Below are 15,956 nucleotides of genomic sequence, written 5' to 3'. Positions count from 1 at the left end.
ACAAGAATTAGAAAGCAGTTATATGTTAAAAGGAATTCGTTTGTTATTCACCATTCTGCTACCAATGGTTTTTACTGGAATACAAGCGCAGAGATCATACAAATTATACAGCGAGGCAGAGGAAACATTTTATGAGGAGAAGTTCGCTGAAGCATTGCCTCAATATTTAGCTATTCAAGAACTTGATTCTGGATATGAGGATGTTATGTATAAAATTGAAATCTGTAAGCTTTTATCCATTACTCAATATGAGAATATGGAGCCATTTAATGAATATGAGGCAGAAATGGCTGAAGTAGATAAATTCTATTATTACTGGAAAGGTAGAATTCAAATGAAGGAATATGAATTTGAAGAGGCTATTGAATCCTTGAAAAAATTTATCCAGCTCCCAGCCAGAAAAAGTGATGAAATATTAAGCGAAGCTCGTAGATGGATTAGCTGGGCAACCGCCGCTAAAAAATTTATGGATAATCCCAACTACTATGAAATTCATTTATTAGAAAAGGGATTGAATACGAAGTACGCAGAACTTAGTCCAGTTTATTTTTCAGAGAATGAGGAATTGCTGTTTCTATCAAATAGAGATGATTCGAATCCAGATCAATTTCAAATCTATCATACAAGACATGAAGGAAGTCGATCATGGTCTGACCCTGAAGTAATATACAATGTAGGGGTATTTTCAAGAGATAATTCAAATATTGAAGTGGTTGCTGAAGACGGTCGACTCTTTCAATTTAGGACTGATAAGGGGGGCGATCTTTTTTATAGTGAACCTACTGATAGCAAAACCGGATGGTCTGTTCCGCGTGAGTTTGATAGTAAAATATCGTCAACGCATCTAAGTTCTCATTTCTTTATCAATGAGCACGAAGACCGAATCATCTTTGCCAAAGACGTTGGAACTAAAAAAGAACCAAACTTGGATCTCTTTCAGTCCATACGAAATCCTGTGACTGGCGACTGGAGCAAGCCGGCTCTTTTTGCTACCACAATCAATAGCGAGTATAACGAGGATAGTCCATACCTAAGTCCGGATGAAAAAACACTATACTTTGCTTCAGATGGACATGAGACAATGGGTGGATATGATATTTTTAAATCAGAGTTTGATACAACAACACTGACTTGGTCGGAACCTGTCAACATGGGGTTCCCTGTAAACTCACCAGATGATGAGCTTCATTTTAAGCTTAATAATGATCAGATGTCTGGATATTTCACATCCAACAGGTTACACACAATCGGTGATTATGATATTTTCTTTTTCTGGGAAATTCATACGGTTAAAATAAAAGGCCGCTTGCTAGAAGAACCAGAAGGAAAGCCGGTTACGGATGCTAGAATTTTCTTTCGACCGGTAGAGTATACTGATATGTATTTTTTCTCTCCACTAGATGAAGAAGGTCAGTATGAAATGATCATTAATGCAGACGATGTGTACAAGGTAGAAGTAAAGATGGATGGCAAAACATTAAATCTCAATGATTTTGAAATACACTCAACTGGGGGAGCAAACACCACATATCTGAAGGACTTTTACCTCAATGATGATGGTAACTAATTCTAGGTAAAATGACTTACATCAAGTCTAAGACCCTCGGATTGTCATAATTTATTTCTCTTCTAGTATATTAGATCTATAAAATAAACAGCATGTATACATCAAGTATTACAGGTCTTGGACATTATGTACCCGATAATGTTGTGACCAATGAAGATCTGTCCAAGTTAATGGACACTAGTGATGAATGGATTACTGAACGAACAGGTATCAAGGAACGCAGGTGGATTGATCCGAAAACAGGAGATAGTCCATCTACTATGGGCACCAAGGCTGCTCGTATGGCGATATCAAACGCTGGCTTGACTCCTGATGATATTGACTTTATCATTTTTGCGACCCTTAGTCCGGATTATTATTTCCCGGGGCCTGGTGTGATGGTTCAGGAGCAGCTAGGAATAAAAGAGATAGGCGCACTGGATGTCAGAAATCAATGCTCAGGCTTTGTTTACAGTCTATCTATAGCTGATCAGTTTGTTAAGACTGGGATGTATAAGAATATTTTAGTCATTGGTGCTGAAAACCACTCTGGTGGTTTAGAGAAGTCGGATAGGGGGCGAGGAGTTACAGTAATTTTTGGTGATGGCGCTGGTGCAGCAGTTGTATCTCGCAGTGAAGATCCAGATAGAGGAATTTTGTCTACACATCTTCATTCAGAAGGTAAACATGCTGAAGAATTAGCACTTATTGGCCCAAATACTGGAAGATGGGTGCCTGAGATTATTGCTGACGGAGATCCAGAAGATTCCAGTTACTATCCTTATATGAATGGAAATTTCGTTTTCAAGCATGCAGTAACAAGGTTTATGGAAGTTATTGGTGAGGCACTGGCAACCAATAATAAAAAGCCAGAAGATATAAGCTTGCTTGTACCGCATCAAGCGAACCTTCGAATCAGTCAATATGTGCAAGCAAAGATGAAGTTGTCTGATGATCAGGTATACAATAATATCATGAGATATGGCAATACTACAGCAGCATCAATTCCAATAGCTATGAGTGAAGCATGGCAAGAAGGTAAGATTAAAAAAGGCGATCTGGTATGTCTTGCAGCATTCGGTAGTGGCTTTACTTGGGCATCGTCCCTCATTAAATGGTAAGTACTTACATCATTTGATAATTCTTCAATTGGACTAAACGTACGTTTTTATCGATTAAAATAGTTTTATCAATTTATAAATTGCATTATTATAAGAACTTATTTAATTATTTTAATTATTGACTTAGAATAGTTAAATTTGTTCTCATCAAAGTATAAAACGACCATAATCTATAACGCGAAATGAAATTTGTAAAAACTCTACTCGGAAAATCAACAGATGAAAACCAGCTTAAATTAAAAAAAGAAGCCAGCGGGGAATGGGTAGTACGAAAAGGATCTACTGTATTATACATTGGACCTAAAGACAAATGCGAGACTTATATGAGTCATGCACTATAATCCAGCGATAGGATAACTCACAGAAGGCAATGCATCTCACCAGGTATTGCCTTTTTATTTGTCTTTACAGTTTAAAAATTGAAATATTATTAGATTAAATATGATTATTTATAATAAAATATTATTATATTCATGTTTATTATTTGAAAGATTCAATTTTAAATCATACAGCTATGAATTTTTTTAGACTACTAGGCAAAAAAAATGATAAAGACCGGATAAGGTTGACAAAATCACAAACAGGTGATTGGATGGTAAAGAAAGGCTTTAGTATCCTATATATAGGCAGCAGAGAAAAATGTGAAACCTTTATGAAAAAGACGCTTAGCGTCTAAGCTATGGATAATAACCCTGGCCATTCGATAAGTCTTGAATGGCCTTAATTATTTCCTTAGGATGTGACCATGGGATAAAATGATTGGCTCCATCCAATAGGCTCACCGTCAATAATGTATCGGGAAGCATTTTCTCTGCAAAGTCTGCATTCTCTTTTGGTACCAACGAATCATCCGTACCTTGGATGACGATAGTTGGTATTTTTATTTGCTCCCAAAGAGGCAACATATCTTCCAATTCTTTCTTTAGAGGCATTATCTCATCATTGCTAACCTCAAATTCTTTTGGAGTAAATAATGCTCCTACTTTAGTATTAATTGCCTTTCTATACCATTCATCTTTTTCCATTTCTGGGTCTATGGAAGGAGCTACTAATATCATACCTATGTACTGATCGGGAAAGTCCATTGCCATTCGGGATACCACAGGCCCTCCTAATGAATGACCGATTAAAATTTTCTTCTTACTTGGAAACTGATTCAAAACTTCATTTATCTGAAATGCTTGAACTTGCATAGATGGTTCAGCAATTCCAAAACCAGAATTTCCGAACCCAGCTCGATCAATTGACAACATGTCAAATCTATTGAGCAATGAATCTGCATTAAAGAAGTCAATAAATGCACTCCATGACCCTGGAGAGCCATGTACGAAGGCAATCAAAGTGTCTTTGTTTTGATCCATATATGCATAGTGCATATTTCTATCGTCAACATTTAAGTCACCAAATTGGATGTCAATAGAATCGAGTGTTTCCTGAGCTTCCGAATCTTCGATTCTAAACTCGCAAGCTGATATGATTAGAGAGAGGAGGATAATTTTTTTCATTACGCTAGTGTTCATGCAATCGTGTTCATCAAGCTATATTTGCTGTCTATGTCACAAGGCATCATTTCAACAGAATATCAATTTAAAGGACAAACCGGAAAATACACCGGAAAGGTTCGCGAAGTATATGAGTTTGGTGAAAAACTGGCTATGATAGCCACAGATAGAATATCAGCATTTGATGTTGTTTTACCTAAACCAATACCGTATAAAGGTCAAGTTTTAAACCAGCTAGCAGCTAAGTTTTTAGATGCAACTAGCGATATAGTTCCTAATTGGGTTGAGAGTTCACCTCATCCAAATGTGACATTTGGGAAAAGATGTGTTCCATTTAAAGTAGAGATGGTCATCCGAGGATATCTAACTGGCCATGCATGGAGAGAATATCGAGATGGTAAGAGGGTACTGTGTGGAGTTCCTATGCCTGAGGGCATGAAGGAAAATGAAAAATTTCCTTCGCCGATAATCACACCAACAACGAAAGCCGATGAAGGGCATGACGAAGATATATCTCGCGAAGAGATACTTAGGCAAGAAATAGTATCTGAATCGGATTATTTAGTACTAGAAGATTATACACGTAAGCTTTTTGAGAGGGGAACGAAAATAGCAGCTGAGAGAGGCTTAATACTCGTGGATACTAAATATGAATTTGGGAAGTTCAATGATGAAATTTATTTAATCGATGAAGTACATACTCCAGATTCTTCTCGGTATTTTTATCAAGAACCTTATCAAGATTTGTTGGATAACAATCAACCACAAAAGCAGCTTTCAAAGGAGTTTGTAAGGCAATGGTTAATATCTGAAGGTTTTCAAGGGAAGGAAGGACAGCAAATCCCTGAAATTCCAGAGGAACGAATTCAGATGATTTCTGATCGTTACATTGAACTTTATGAGAACATCTCGGGCGAAAAGTTTGTTAAGGACGAATACTCAAATAAATTAGCCCGAATAAAAGAGGAAATAGCACAAATTGTAGAATAAAGAATTATGGAATTTACAGTAGACAAATACGAGAACTATTCAATGGCCAAAATCAACGAAGAAAAAGTTGATTCTACTATCTCACCCGAACTAAAATCAGAATTCATGAACTTAGCTCAAGACGGTGTGAAAAGTTTGATCGTAGATATGGCAGGAGTTAAATATGTAGATTCTAGCGGTCTAAGTGCTCTTCTTGTTGGTAATCGTTCTTTTGGAGATAATGGGGCGTTTGTACTCTATAATGTGACCGATCACGTTATGAAGTTGATTTCAATCAGTCAGCTTGATAAAGTGATGACAATTGTTGCAGGTCAAGAAGAAGCTGCAGATGTTGTATTGATGACAGAAATCAATAGAGGTCAAGGCTCAGCAGAATAAAATTTGAGCCTTGAACTATTAATACTAGGATCTAATTCTGCTGCGTTTGCGCATCGCAGGCATCATACTGCGCAAATATTTAAACTACAAGATCAGCATTTCTTAATAGACTGTGGAGAGGGTACGCAGTTGCTGATGAAAAGGCATAAGGTCAAACTCTCACGAATCGACCATATTTTCATCTCTCACCTTCATGGAGATCATTACTTTGGCTTGATTGGCTTGTTGTCAACTATGCATCTTTTTGGCAGAAAAAAAGAGTTGCTGTTAGTAGGCCCACCCGGTTTAAAAGAGATATTACAGCTTCAATTACGGCATTCAGAAACGTCCTTGAATTTTCATATTCAGTTCATAGAATTCACTCCAGGAGAATCTGAATTGATAATGGACCATCCAAAGTTTACTGTAATAACCCTACCCATGGACCACCGAGTGCCATGTTCAGGTTACCTGTTTAGAGAGAAGCCGAAAAAGCGAAGAATTAATAGAAAAGTTCTTCCTGATGTCGATCTCACCAATTTGGACATCATGCGACTGAAAGATGGAGAAGATATTAAGAACGCTGATGGATCGATCAAATATGAAAATAAGCTTATCACCCTAGACCCTAATCCTAGCTACAGCTATGCTTATTTTTCTGATACACGGTTAAGAGCGGAACTTGTAGAAACAATTCGTGGAGTAGATCTCTTATATCATGAAGCTACTTTTGCGAATGATATGAAAGAGAGAGCCATACAGACCTACCATACGACAGCTGAGCAAGCAGCGCAGTTTGCAAAAGACGCTGAAGTTGGTAAGCTTATTCTTGGACATTTTTCAGCGAGGTACAAGGAATTGGATCCCATTATTAATGAAGCGAAAGAAGTATTTGATAATTCAGAATTAGCAATTGAAGGAACCAAATTCGTTGTCGATGGGAAATAAGAAACAAAATCTATTCATCATCCTGGGTGCTATTTTTCTGACGAATGCAATTCTTGCTGAATTGATAGGTGTTAAAATATTTTCGCTCGAAGAAACATTCGGATGGGAGCCAGCCAATCTTGATATTTTTGGATACATCCTTGATTTTAATCTAACAGCTGGTGTCATGATATGGCCTGTCGTTTTTATTACGACAGATATTATTAATGAGTATTTTGGAAAAGCGGGCGTTAGAAAAATTAGCTTCATTGCAGTAGGCTGCATCATGTATGCATTCTTAATGATTTGGCTTGTCACCAAGCTTAGTCCTGCAGCTTTTTGGCTTGAAGTAAATAATGTTGATCTGGAAGGAAAACCCTTTAATGTAGATTTTGCCTTCAATAAAATATATACTCAGGGATTAGGCATTATCATAGGATCAATTATCGCATTTCTAATTGGACAGATTTTAGATGTTATCGTATTCCAGCGTCTTAGGAAGATTACGGGTGAGAAGATGATATGGCTTCGGGCTACAGGTTCAACTTTAATCTCTCAGTTGATTGACAGTTTTGTAGTCCTTGCAATTGCTTTTTATGTACTGGCACCTGCAAATAGCCGGTGGGAGTTTTCGCAGGTGATTTCTGTCGGTTCTCTCAACTATATATATAAGTTTATCGTAGCTATATCACTTACTCCACTTATTTACCTTGGCCATTATCTAATAGATAGGTATTTGGGAAAAGAAGAAGCAGAGAGAATTAAAGAAGAAGCAAGTCAAAGTAGTTTTTAAACGATATCAGATTTTGAAAACGTTTATACCTTCTACAATATTCAAACCATCCTATCGTATCTTTCAAACATGCGACTGTCCATCATATTAATATTTCTGGCGTTCGGAGTAGCAGCAATGGTCATTTTACCATCGGGTAAAGACGAGCTTATCTATGGGGTAAGCCTTGTAAATCCACCTAGAGCCATTTCTGAAGATGATATGGGTAGTGTGAAAAGAATTAACGCAGAATGGGTAGCAGTGATCCCTTACGGATTCTCGAGAAAGGGGCAGCCAAACGTTTCGTTTGATCATAATGGACAATGGTGGGGGGAGCGAAAAGATGGATCATGCAAGCTGATTCAATATGCAAAGTCGCATAATCTTAAGGTGATGCTAAAGCCTCATGTTTGGGTAATGGGAGAGGGATGGACTGGAGATTTTGATCTTTCTACAGAAGATGAATGGCGAAAATGGGAGAAAGACTTTTCTAAGTATATAATGAACTATGCAAAAGTGGCCGATTCATTGAGTGTAGAATTACTTTGTATTGGGACAGAATATCGTACTCCGGCTAAGGAGCGACCAGAATATTGGAGAGGTTTAATTAAAGAAATAAGAGAAGTATACTCAGGGAAGATTACCTATGCTTCTAATTGGGACAACTATGAAAATATATCCTGGTGGAATGCAGTAGACTACATCGGAATTGATGCATACTTCCCTCTTGTGGAAGGAGATCATCCCTCTATTGCAGCTATTGAAGAGGGTTGGAAGCCCGTCAAGGATAAACTATCATCGTTTTCCAGCCAATGGAGCAAACCTATTTTATTTACTGAATACGGTTTTCAAAGTGCTAATGGGGCTGCTGGTAAGCATTGGGAACTCAATAAATCGCCTGAATATGTTAATGAGCAATTGCAAGCAGATGCATACGAAGCTACCTATCGAGCGCTAATGCAAGAGCGCTGGTTTGCTGGTGGATTTTTGTGGAAGTGGCATTTTACTTCCCGAAATGATAGATGGAAAGGTACAGAGTGGACTCCTCAAAATAAGAAAGCTGAAGAAGTAATAGCGAGATGGTACGGAAAGAAATAGTCCGTCGATGCTTTTCTTTCAAACTGAAGTATTAAATTTCATAATCAACCTATTTCTTATGAAAGAGAAGCGAAATGTAGAAGACGTTATGGCCGAGTTAGGTCAGAAAATCGATCATCTGGTAGCTGAAACTAAAAAAGCAGGAGCGAAGGTTTCTGAGGATATGGAGCATCAGATTCAAAAACTGAAAATCCAGAAGGACAAACTTGAGGATGAATTGAAAAATAAGGCATCTGATTCAAGTGAAAAGTGGGGAGAGGCTAGAGATCATATGAATGATGCTGCTGCTGCCATCAATAAAGCTATTGGAGCCCTATTTAAACCATAGACTATTCACTTCTTAGACTTTTCACAGGATTGAGCATCGCGATCTTGAAAGAATAGTAACTAATAGTTATCCAGGCCAGAATTAAAGTCAAAGATCAAGGTCCTGAGATTGATAGTACAATATGAACTGAAGCTAGTGAAAGTGATTTAGGTTTGATTTTTAATGGAATTCCAATGCATAAGTATTCGGTTGAATCATGTTGCAGATAACAATTCTAGCTCTTCAAACTCACCAATAAATATCTATATCCGATCAAGTACTTTTTTGATAAGACTGTCTATGACCTTGTTGGGATCTTTGACAAATTGACCTTTAATACGATTGGCCATGATGGCATTGAGACTAAGCATTTCGTGGCCCAGAAGTTTGGCAAAAGCATAATAGCCGGCAGTTTCCATTTCAAGATTGGTAAGCCACACATCTTCTTCGTGGAAATACTGCATTTTATCAATAATATTCTTGTAGCGAATTGGGATTCGAATTTCTCTGCCTTGAGGTGCATAAAATCCTGGACAAGTAACTGTATTTCCAACGATGGTGCAATCTCTAAATTTATCTAACAGTCCAGTAGATCCTTTGAAACAATATGGAGTATAATGTAGATCAAGTTCTTCACGCAGTTTCTTAATTATTCTCTTTTCGACGCCTCGATGCTTGTATTCATAAAATTGTAAGATGGTATCTAAGCCAATGGCATATTCTGTAGATAGATGACTGCCAACTTTAATATCATCTCTGATTGTACCAGAAGTTCCGATTCGTATTATTTGAAGTTTTTTTCTTCTAGCCTTTGGTTCGCGGTGAACAAGATCAATATTAAATAATGCATCAAGTTCCGTCATGAGTATTTCGACATTGTCGGTACCCATTCCTGAGCTGATGACTGTCAGTCTTTTACCCTTGTATTTCCCTGTGTGAGTGATGAATTCTCTTTTGTTCATCTCAAACTCTACTGAATCAAAATGACGAGATACTCTGTGTACCCTTCCAGGATCACCAACGACAATTATTTTATCCGAAATATCTTTTGGTCTAAGACTCAAATGATAGACACTTCCGTCTGGATTTAGAATAAGATCTGTCTCAGAAAATTTGTGAGGCATGGATGGTTTGGATCTAAAGCTTCCTAAAGGTAACTAGGAAACTTGATCTTTTTTCCTTTTCAGCCCTTTGTATGGATTATATCCGTTCATTTTTTTCTGATAGGACCCAGAACCATCATACAGTCGTGTGTCAGGATTGTTCATGCATTCCTCTGAGCAGGACCCTTTATACACTTCTGCACCCTTGTCGCTCATAGGAATATGCTTATTGCAATGCGGATTTGCACAATTTACCATCCGATCTGAAGGCTCACCAGTAATGTAGCATTTTGCTATTACGGAAGGATTGACAGAATTAACCTCTTTTACAATCCTATTGTCAAAGACATAACATTTTCCTTCGAAATCTTCTCCCTCAGCCTCAAGACCGTACTTAATAATCCCACCATGAAGCTGATGTACATTTTCGAATCCTTGTTCAAGAAGGTATGCACTTGCTTTTTCGCATTTTATTCCACCTGTGCAATACGTTACAATCTTTTTGTCTTTGTATTTTTTTAGTTCTTCAATTTTTTCTGGAAAGTCTCGAAAATTGTCAATATCCAGAGTTAAGGCATTTTTGAATTTTCCTATCATATGTTCGTAATTAGACCGAACATCTAGAATTATTGTATCCTCATCATCTTCTTTTAGGATTTGCCTAAATTCTTCTGGTTCAACATATCCTCCAGTTTTCTTAGTTGGATCTATTTTAATAAGTGAGCTATGAACAATTTCAGGTTTCACTCTTACATGCATTTTCTCGAATGCGGGCTCATCATTTACATCGACTTTGAATTCCGTATGTGAAAATCTTGGATCACTGGTAACAACTTCCATGTATTTTTCGCAGGCTTCTTGAGATCCCGAAACGGTCCCATTCAGCCCTTCTGATGCAACGATGATACGACCTCTAAGATTAAGGCCTAAGCAAAATTTGTGATGTTCTTCCCTAAACTCTTCAGGGTTTTCGATCTTACTATAACAGTAATAGAGTAATACGTAGTGTTTTTCCATAATAACCGAGCCCTGTTTCAGCAGGGTGTTAATATTGCAAAATTAGCTTCTTTGGAAAGAAACGTCAAAATTGGAAAACATAAAGTCAATTATTTGATTACAACAATTACCCTATTGACTTTATTGGGAGATAATAAGCCTGTTTCAGGATTTTCGTTATTGTTATTCTTGCTATCCTTTTTAACTTCTAAATAGTAAGAGCCGGCTTGAAGACCTTTAAATTGAAAACGTCCCTTTTTATCTGTTTTTCCCTTTATCAATCTATTTTCTCTATTTAAATAATCTTCTTCAGATGAATAGATGATGATGTCGGCCTCTGAAACATTGCTTCCAGATCCATCAATTACAGTCACCAAAAGCTTTGTTTTTGCATCCTGAGACACAGCATTTGGCGTTCCGATAAAAAAAAGAATTACATAAAGATATGCAGCGATTGAAGCGATTTTCATTTTGATTAGGTATAGGTTAATACCTACAATTTAGCTGATCTAACTAATCCTATCAAAAATACAATTTACTTAACCTCGACAGCTGGATTTCCAAATACGGTTTGACCTGCTTTTATATCACCCACGACCACAGAGCCTGCTCCAATTCTTGCCCCCTTGCCAATAGTTACTCCAGCTACAACGGTAACACCAGAGCCGATAAACACCTCATCTTCAATTTTAACTTTGGTATTGATGATGGATCCTGCACCAATTTGGACTAAATCGCCTAACTCAGTTTCTTGTTCAATTACAACCTTGGAATTTATGACATTGTGATTACCCATTTTTGAATCATTTGATAGAATCGCGCCAGCATTAATAAAGTTGCCGTGACCAATGCTAAATGAGTCAGAAATAGATGCAGATTCATGAAGAGCATTCATGGGCATTACCTTTCTCGTTTCCATCAAATACTCGACATATTCCTTTCGTAAGGAATTATCATCGGTAGCAACGAATGCTTCGCATTTCTGACCAATCAGTTTGGTGAATCCGTGATCATCTGTTGCGCCTAATACAGATACTGAGTTAATTTCTGTATTGTGCGTCATCTCATCATCATCTAGAAATCCGTATACTACAATGTTGTTAGAGTTGAATATTTCTAGCGCTGCTTTAGCTAATCCAGTGGAACCGAAAATTATTACTGGTTTTTCCATGTTTTTTTGAAGTTGAGGCCGCAAAAATAGCGATAATTAATCCTAATTAGAAGAAAGGTAGCGATATGGAAGAATGCTACTTATTAGAAGTATAAAAGGGAAATAGGCATTTTTATAGCGTACTAAAGTGCCAAAATTTGGAGAAGTGAGAGGAAGTAAAGTTCCTAAGAGGACAATACAAAAAATTGAAGAAAATAAGAGTGGTAGATCAAACTCATGCTTCTCCTTAATTATCAGCATTAGAGATAAAAATATGAGCACAGTAAGAATGAAATTTTCTATTCTATGTACCCAGCCCAGTGATGAGGTACTGTCTAATATACTTGGCCGGAGTAGACCAGTATAAATTGAAATTGGTACTTTGTTTATGAGAGACATGAATGATTCATTCTCCAATACTATAATCCTATTTTCCGGGCTAGTTTGTGAAGCTATAGCCTCATTGTTCTCATAAATCGTTTGGGCAATTCTATCTACTCTTAAATAGGGATGAATAAACTGTGTCGAGATTAGAATTATAGCTAATACAGTAATTGCAAGCGGCCACTTTAGTCTAGTTTTTATCTTCCTAAGTAGAATGGAAAAAATTAAAATGGAGCTAAAGATTAAAACCGTGATTAGTAAGTAATGCTTGATTTTAAAGAGCAGTATCAAGGAAAAAATTAAGAGGATTAAATCTATGAATAGGAGCCTTTGATTGCGATACAATTTAACTACCAGTACAATACTTAAAACTAAAGCGCTAAAACTCACAGTATCTTTCAATATACCTGAAGACCAAAAAACTACACTTGGTACTAATAAGAGGCATGTAGCTATTGGCAGTTTAATCTCAGGGAAGATCTCAGATAGACTTGTAGTGGCATACCAACAAGCAAGAAAACCTAAGAACGACAACCATATAGATGTAATCCAATAAGATCCACCCGTAAGCCATACAATTGGACTTATAATCCATACAAAGAATCTTTCACGTGGCTGATTTTGAATACTCTCTAAGCTGTAAGATTTAGCAAGTTCGAATAAATGTATTGTATCACCTTGACCATAATATTCAAAATATAAATACCCCAGCAGGATTCCGCTAAAAAGTTTAATTATGAGTCCAATCCAAAAAAGGAGGGGATGAAAACTACTTTTCATTCGCGCTTGAACAGTGTAGGATAGTACTCCTATTACAGCTATATGAATTATCCAGAAAATCACCTATTTAGAATTTCTACGCCAAAGTTACAATGAAGACACCTTCGTTTGAGGCAATAGTTTTTATAAAGATGAATAAGTGCTTGAGAATCAAATGCAGTGCTAAATTCTAAGCCTAGCGCTTTCCATTGTTTGGTGATTCTGTTGTCCTCAAAAGGGAGTGCTTCAAGTAAGGCAATGGCTTTATCCATGTATTTCTGTTCACCCACATATTTAGCATATGCTGCCAATAATGGGATTACAGAATTGACAATGATTGCATTTAAAGATGCTTTCCCTAACTTTTGAAACGGCCTTTTTCTCACTTTACCAAAGTCGTAATGCGTTTGCCAGTAACAACTAACACTGATTTTGAGCTTTTTATTTATTTCAACGATAGATTCAGTTTTGATTAGGAAGTCAAAAAGTTGTGGTTGGAGGTGAAGAAGTGAAGCTAATTGAGCTAGCCTAACAGTCGGGAAATTTGAAGGTCTTAGCTTACCATACTTCCAATTAGTTGTAGACATTGGGTCTCTAAGCTGATACTTCATTGAGTAAAATTCAAATTCAAACTTCAACTCTTCCTGATACTTATCTTTTGCTTCATGCAAAAATCCTGACTGACCAAAAATTAATGCTTCTACTGCAAGTTGATTAGAAAGGGTCTTTTTGAGGTTTGAGTAGGGGAGGATTTCTGTAAGTTTTATAAAGGATTCTTTATTGGTAGAAAATCCAAAAGTTGTAGCGATGGATTGATACGTTATTTGCTCCCAATCATTGGCAGTGTTTTTCAATTGTGCAAGTATTTGGGTCGCTCTTAAGTGAAGTCTCTCCACCATGACGCGATCTAGCATTCCTTTAATTTTTAAATTAGGAATAGAAGATATTTGATTGGAACAAAGGATTTGGTCCTTGGAATATATATGCCTTTCGTACTTAGTTAAAAGCTCGTAATTGATCTTGTTTTTTAGTTCTAGTACTGGCAAAGGAGCACCATGAATCAAAATATCTGCATCATGATTCCAGACTACATGAAGGATAACACTTTCATATGCTGGGTCGTATTGATGCCCATGTTTTAGCCAATCAGATGAATTGATATGGATTTCAATTTGTCCTGCCCATTCAATATCATTGATTTTAATCCTGCCCTCTTCGAAATCAGGGCCGGAATCGAAATTGTGATTTCCTTGGAAAAATACCTTTAAAGTTTGCTTATTGGTGAGTTTAAGATTTGATGTCTTAAACTTTTGATATTTCCAGATATAATGAAGAAACTTCTCGTCCATGGCGATGATTAATCGCCCAAGATATGTTGAGGATTAAATCCTCTGAAGTTGCTCAGCCATTTTCTGCTGCATTTTTTTAGCTTGTATACCTGCTGATGACGCAAAGTCTTTCGAGCTGTCAGAATAAATAATTCCTCTGGAAGAATTGACTAACAAACCACATTGATTATTCATTCCATGTTCACAAACTGCATTTAGATCCCCGCCTTGTGCACCAACGCCAGGAATGAGTAAGAAATGATTAGGTACGAGTTTGCGAATATCTGCAAGTGCCTCAGGTCTTGTTGCCCCCACTACATACATTAAATTTTCGGAACTGCCCCATGTAGAACTCAATTCAATCACTTGTTCGTAAAGTCTCTTATTATTTTCGAGAAATAAGTTTTGAAAATCAGCTCCTCCCGGATTACTAGTGGCTGCTAGAAGGATGACCCATTTGTTTTCAAAATCTAAAAAAGGCTTTACGGAATCTGAACCCATATACGGCGCCACGGTAACCGAATCGAAGTTCATGTTTTCGAAAAATGCTCGTGCATACATAGATGATGTATTTCCAATATCAGCACGTTTCGCATCTGCAATGGTGAAAATATTCTCAGGAATGTATTCAAGTGTTTTTTGCAGTGATTCCCAACCTTTTGATCCTTGTGCTTCGTAAAATGCGGTGTTTGGTTTGTAGGCTACTGCATACCTATGGGTAGCATCTATGATCTGCTTATTGAATTCGAATATTGGATCTTCTGATGAAAGTAGATATTCAGGAATTTTCTTGATATCAGTATCTAATCCCACACACAGAAAAGATTCTTTCTCTCTAATATTTTCGAAAAGCTGTAGACGTTTCATACTCAACAGTAGAGTTTTTGGCTAAAATAAGGAAAATATATAGGCACAATTATCCCTATCCCGCTATTGGGGATTCTGAATTCGACAATAAGATCGAGTGTTATTTAAGCTCTGGAAGCTTGTCGTTTACGACTTTTCCTTTTTTCACTTCACCATAAAAGTGAATGTCGTAAAGCTTTTCGTATTTCTTGATAGACTGGTGTAATTCTGGAATTGTCTCACTTCTAAGTTTAATTCCTTTTCTTTCACCTTTATGTCGGAGCTCTATATAATATCCGTCCTTAAGTTTAACGGGAGTAGTTGCGGGTCTTGCCAAATCAATAAAATTTTATGTGTACTTAACAATTATATAAAACAATGCTCGTGTGGAAAAGTTTCCACACGAGCTAGTATATAATATTAAAACTTAGAATCTGCTTGTATAAGCTTACCCTCTTGGGTTTGCTACTTTTACAACGATGGTTCTACCATCTAATTCAGTCTCGTTTAGGCTAGAAATAGCCTGATTAGCTTCGTCATCGTTTGGCATCTCTACGAAACCAAAGCCTTTTGATCTTTGAGTTTCTCTGTCCATGATAACTTTTGCGGAATCAACTGTTCCGAATTCTTCAAATGCTTGTCTTAATGCGTCTTCTGAAGTTGCATAGTTAAGCTTAGCTACAAAAATGTTCATTAAAAAAAATAATAATTAAAAAGTGCCCAAACTTGTTTCTGAGCGAGGCAAAGGTATGTTATTTATTGATAATCAA

Annotated in this window: 18 protein-coding genes; 8 read left to right on the top strand and 10 right to left on the bottom strand. The window is 36.9% G+C overall.

All coding sequences use genetic code 11. From position 1 onward, the window contains the following. Positions 1-22 precede the first annotated feature (22 nt). Both ACY650_RS02610 and ACY650_RS02605 read left to right on the top strand, forming a co-directional pair. Positions 23-1,567 carry a hypothetical protein gene (locus tag ACY650_RS02610; RefSeq protein WP_462251442.1) on the top strand — a complete coding sequence of 515 codons (1,545 nt, stop codon included), beginning with the start codon at positions 23-25 and terminating at the stop codon, positions 1,565-1,567. Between the two features lie 92 nt (positions 1,568-1,659). After that, a complete protein-coding gene (locus ACY650_RS02605; protein ID WP_462251440.1) occupies positions 1,660-2,667 on the top strand; it encodes a 3-oxoacyl-ACP synthase III family protein in 1,008 nt (335 codons plus the stop codon). 677 nt (positions 2,668-3,344) lie between these two features. Here ACY650_RS02605 and ACY650_RS02600 read toward each other — a convergent pair. After that, positions 3,345-4,172, bottom strand: a complete 828-nt coding sequence (locus tag ACY650_RS02600) for an alpha/beta fold hydrolase (protein ID WP_462251438.1) — start codon at positions 4,170-4,172, stop codon at positions 3,345-3,347. 48 nt (positions 4,173-4,220) lie between these two features. Between ACY650_RS02600 and ACY650_RS02595 the strand changes: the two genes are divergently transcribed. From ACY650_RS02595 to ACY650_RS02570, 6 genes are all read left to right on the top strand, one after another. Then, on the top strand, positions 4,221-5,159 hold the full coding sequence (locus tag ACY650_RS02595; RefSeq protein ID WP_462251436.1) for a phosphoribosylaminoimidazolesuccinocarboxamide synthase: 939 nt from the start codon (positions 4,221-4,223) through the stop codon (positions 5,157-5,159). Between the two features lie 6 nt (positions 5,160-5,165). Beyond that, complete coding sequence (locus ACY650_RS02590; RefSeq protein ID WP_462251434.1) at positions 5,166-5,537, top strand: STAS domain-containing protein; 372 nt, start codon at positions 5,166-5,168, stop codon at positions 5,535-5,537. Positions 5,538-5,540: 3 nt separating this feature from the next. After that, on the top strand, positions 5,541-6,464 hold the full coding sequence (locus ACY650_RS02585; protein WP_462251432.1) for a ribonuclease Z: 924 nt from the start codon (positions 5,541-5,543) through the stop codon (positions 6,462-6,464). Next, positions 6,454-7,236, top strand: coding sequence for a queuosine precursor transporter (locus tag ACY650_RS02580; RefSeq protein ID WP_462251430.1), 783 nt, complete (start codon positions 6,454-6,456; stop codon positions 7,234-7,236). Before ACY650_RS02585 ends, ACY650_RS02580 begins: the two co-directional genes overlap by 11 nt. Positions 7,237-7,305: 69 nt before the next feature. After that, positions 7,306-8,313 (top strand): glycoside hydrolase family 113, encoded by a 1,008-nt coding sequence (locus tag ACY650_RS02575; protein WP_462251428.1) that lies wholly within the window; start codon positions 7,306-7,308, stop codon positions 8,311-8,313. Between the two features lie 58 nt (positions 8,314-8,371). After that, a complete protein-coding gene (locus tag ACY650_RS02570) occupies positions 8,372-8,641 on the top strand; it encodes a hypothetical protein (RefSeq protein ID WP_462251426.1) in 270 nt (89 codons plus the stop codon). A gap of 242 nt (positions 8,642-8,883) precedes the next feature. Here the strand turns inward: ACY650_RS02570 and ACY650_RS02565 are convergent, their stop codons facing one another. The 9 genes from ACY650_RS02565 to ACY650_RS02525 form a co-directional block, all read right to left on the bottom strand. Beyond that, on the bottom strand, positions 8,884-9,744 hold the full coding sequence (locus ACY650_RS02565) for a nucleoside phosphorylase (protein WP_462251424.1): 861 nt from the start codon (positions 9,742-9,744) through the stop codon (positions 8,884-8,886). Positions 9,745-9,777: 33 nt separating this feature from the next. Beyond that, complete coding sequence (trhO, locus tag ACY650_RS02560) at positions 9,778-10,740, bottom strand: oxygen-dependent tRNA uridine(34) hydroxylase TrhO (protein WP_462251422.1); 963 nt, start codon at positions 10,738-10,740, stop codon at positions 9,778-9,780. 89 nt (positions 10,741-10,829) lie between these two features. Further along, complete coding sequence (locus tag ACY650_RS02555) at positions 10,830-11,189, bottom strand: carboxypeptidase-like regulatory domain-containing protein (RefSeq protein WP_462251420.1); 360 nt, start codon at positions 11,187-11,189, stop codon at positions 10,830-10,832. A 65-nt stretch (positions 11,190-11,254) separates the two neighbouring features. Then, entirely contained in the window at positions 11,255-11,890 is a 636-nt protein-coding gene (locus tag ACY650_RS02550; RefSeq protein ID WP_462251418.1) for an acetyltransferase, read from the bottom strand. Between the two features lie 42 nt (positions 11,891-11,932). Beyond that, positions 11,933-13,096, bottom strand: coding sequence for a hypothetical protein (locus ACY650_RS02545; RefSeq protein ID WP_462251416.1), 1,164 nt, complete (start codon positions 13,094-13,096; stop codon positions 11,933-11,935). Next, entirely contained in the window at positions 13,093-14,361 is a 1,269-nt protein-coding gene (locus tag ACY650_RS02540) for a DUF2851 family protein (RefSeq protein ID WP_462251414.1), read from the bottom strand. Before ACY650_RS02540 ends, ACY650_RS02545 begins: the two co-directional genes overlap by 4 nt. A 33-nt stretch (positions 14,362-14,394) precedes the next feature. Then, positions 14,395-15,207, bottom strand: coding sequence for an orotidine-5'-phosphate decarboxylase (pyrF, locus tag ACY650_RS02535; RefSeq protein ID WP_462251413.1), 813 nt, complete (start codon positions 15,205-15,207; stop codon positions 14,395-14,397). 100 nt (positions 15,208-15,307) lie between these two features. Then, positions 15,308-15,523 (bottom strand): hypothetical protein, encoded by a 216-nt coding sequence (locus tag ACY650_RS02530; RefSeq protein ID WP_350221002.1) that lies wholly within the window; start codon positions 15,521-15,523, stop codon positions 15,308-15,310. A gap of 111 nt (positions 15,524-15,634) precedes the next feature. After that, entirely contained in the window at positions 15,635-15,880 is a 246-nt protein-coding gene (locus ACY650_RS02525; RefSeq protein ID WP_462251411.1) for an RNA recognition motif domain-containing protein, read from the bottom strand. Positions 15,881-15,956: the final 76 nt, after the last annotated feature.

Source organism: Ekhidna sp., assembly GCF_963691765.1.
Taxonomy (GTDB): domain Bacteria; phylum Bacteroidota; class Bacteroidia; order Cytophagales; family Cyclobacteriaceae; genus Ekhidna.
The sequence above is the reverse complement of the archived record's forward strand: the minus strand, read 5'-3'. Positions and strand labels throughout refer to the sequence as shown.

Excerpts from the sequence above, each read along its gene's own strand:
- ACY650_RS02610 (WP_462251442.1), top strand. The coding sequence starts at position 23 with ATGTTAAAAGGAATTCGTTTGTTATTCACCATTCTGCTACCAATGGTT.
- ACY650_RS02605 (WP_462251440.1), top strand. The coding sequence starts at position 1,660 with ATGTATACATCAAGTATTACAGGTCTTGGACATTATGTACCCGATAAT.
- ACY650_RS02600 (WP_462251438.1), bottom strand. The coding sequence starts at position 4,172 with ATGAAAAAAATTATCCTCCTCTCTCTAATCATATCAGCTTGCGAGTTT.
- ACY650_RS02595 (WP_462251436.1), top strand. The coding sequence starts at position 4,221 with ATGTCACAAGGCATCATTTCAACAGAATATCAATTTAAAGGACAAACC.
- ACY650_RS02590 (WP_462251434.1), top strand. The coding sequence starts at position 5,166 with ATGGAATTTACAGTAGACAAATACGAGAACTATTCAATGGCCAAAATC.
- ACY650_RS02580 (WP_462251430.1), top strand. The coding sequence starts at position 6,454 with ATGGGAAATAAGAAACAAAATCTATTCATCATCCTGGGTGCTATTTTT.
- ACY650_RS02575 (WP_462251428.1), top strand. The coding sequence starts at position 7,306 with ATGCGACTGTCCATCATATTAATATTTCTGGCGTTCGGAGTAGCAGCA.
- ACY650_RS02570 (WP_462251426.1), top strand. The coding sequence starts at position 8,372 with ATGAAAGAGAAGCGAAATGTAGAAGACGTTATGGCCGAGTTAGGTCAG.
- ACY650_RS02565 (WP_462251424.1), bottom strand. The coding sequence starts at position 9,744 with ATGCCTCACAAATTTTCTGAGACAGATCTTATTCTAAATCCAGACGGA.
- trhO (WP_462251422.1), bottom strand. The coding sequence starts at position 10,740 with ATGGAAAAACACTACGTATTACTCTATTACTGTTATAGTAAGATCGAA.
- ACY650_RS02555 (WP_462251420.1), bottom strand. The coding sequence starts at position 11,189 with ATGAAAATCGCTTCAATCGCTGCATATCTTTATGTAATTCTTTTTTTT.
- ACY650_RS02550 (WP_462251418.1), bottom strand. The coding sequence starts at position 11,890 with ATGGAAAAACCAGTAATAATTTTCGGTTCCACTGGATTAGCTAAAGCA.
- ACY650_RS02540 (WP_462251414.1), bottom strand. The coding sequence starts at position 14,361 with ATGGACGAGAAGTTTCTTCATTATATCTGGAAATATCAAAAGTTTAAG.
- pyrF (WP_462251413.1), bottom strand. The coding sequence starts at position 15,207 with ATGAAACGTCTACAGCTTTTCGAAAATATTAGAGAGAAAGAATCTTTT.
- ACY650_RS02525 (WP_462251411.1), bottom strand. The coding sequence starts at position 15,880 with ATGAACATTTTTGTAGCTAAGCTTAACTATGCAACTTCAGAAGACGCA.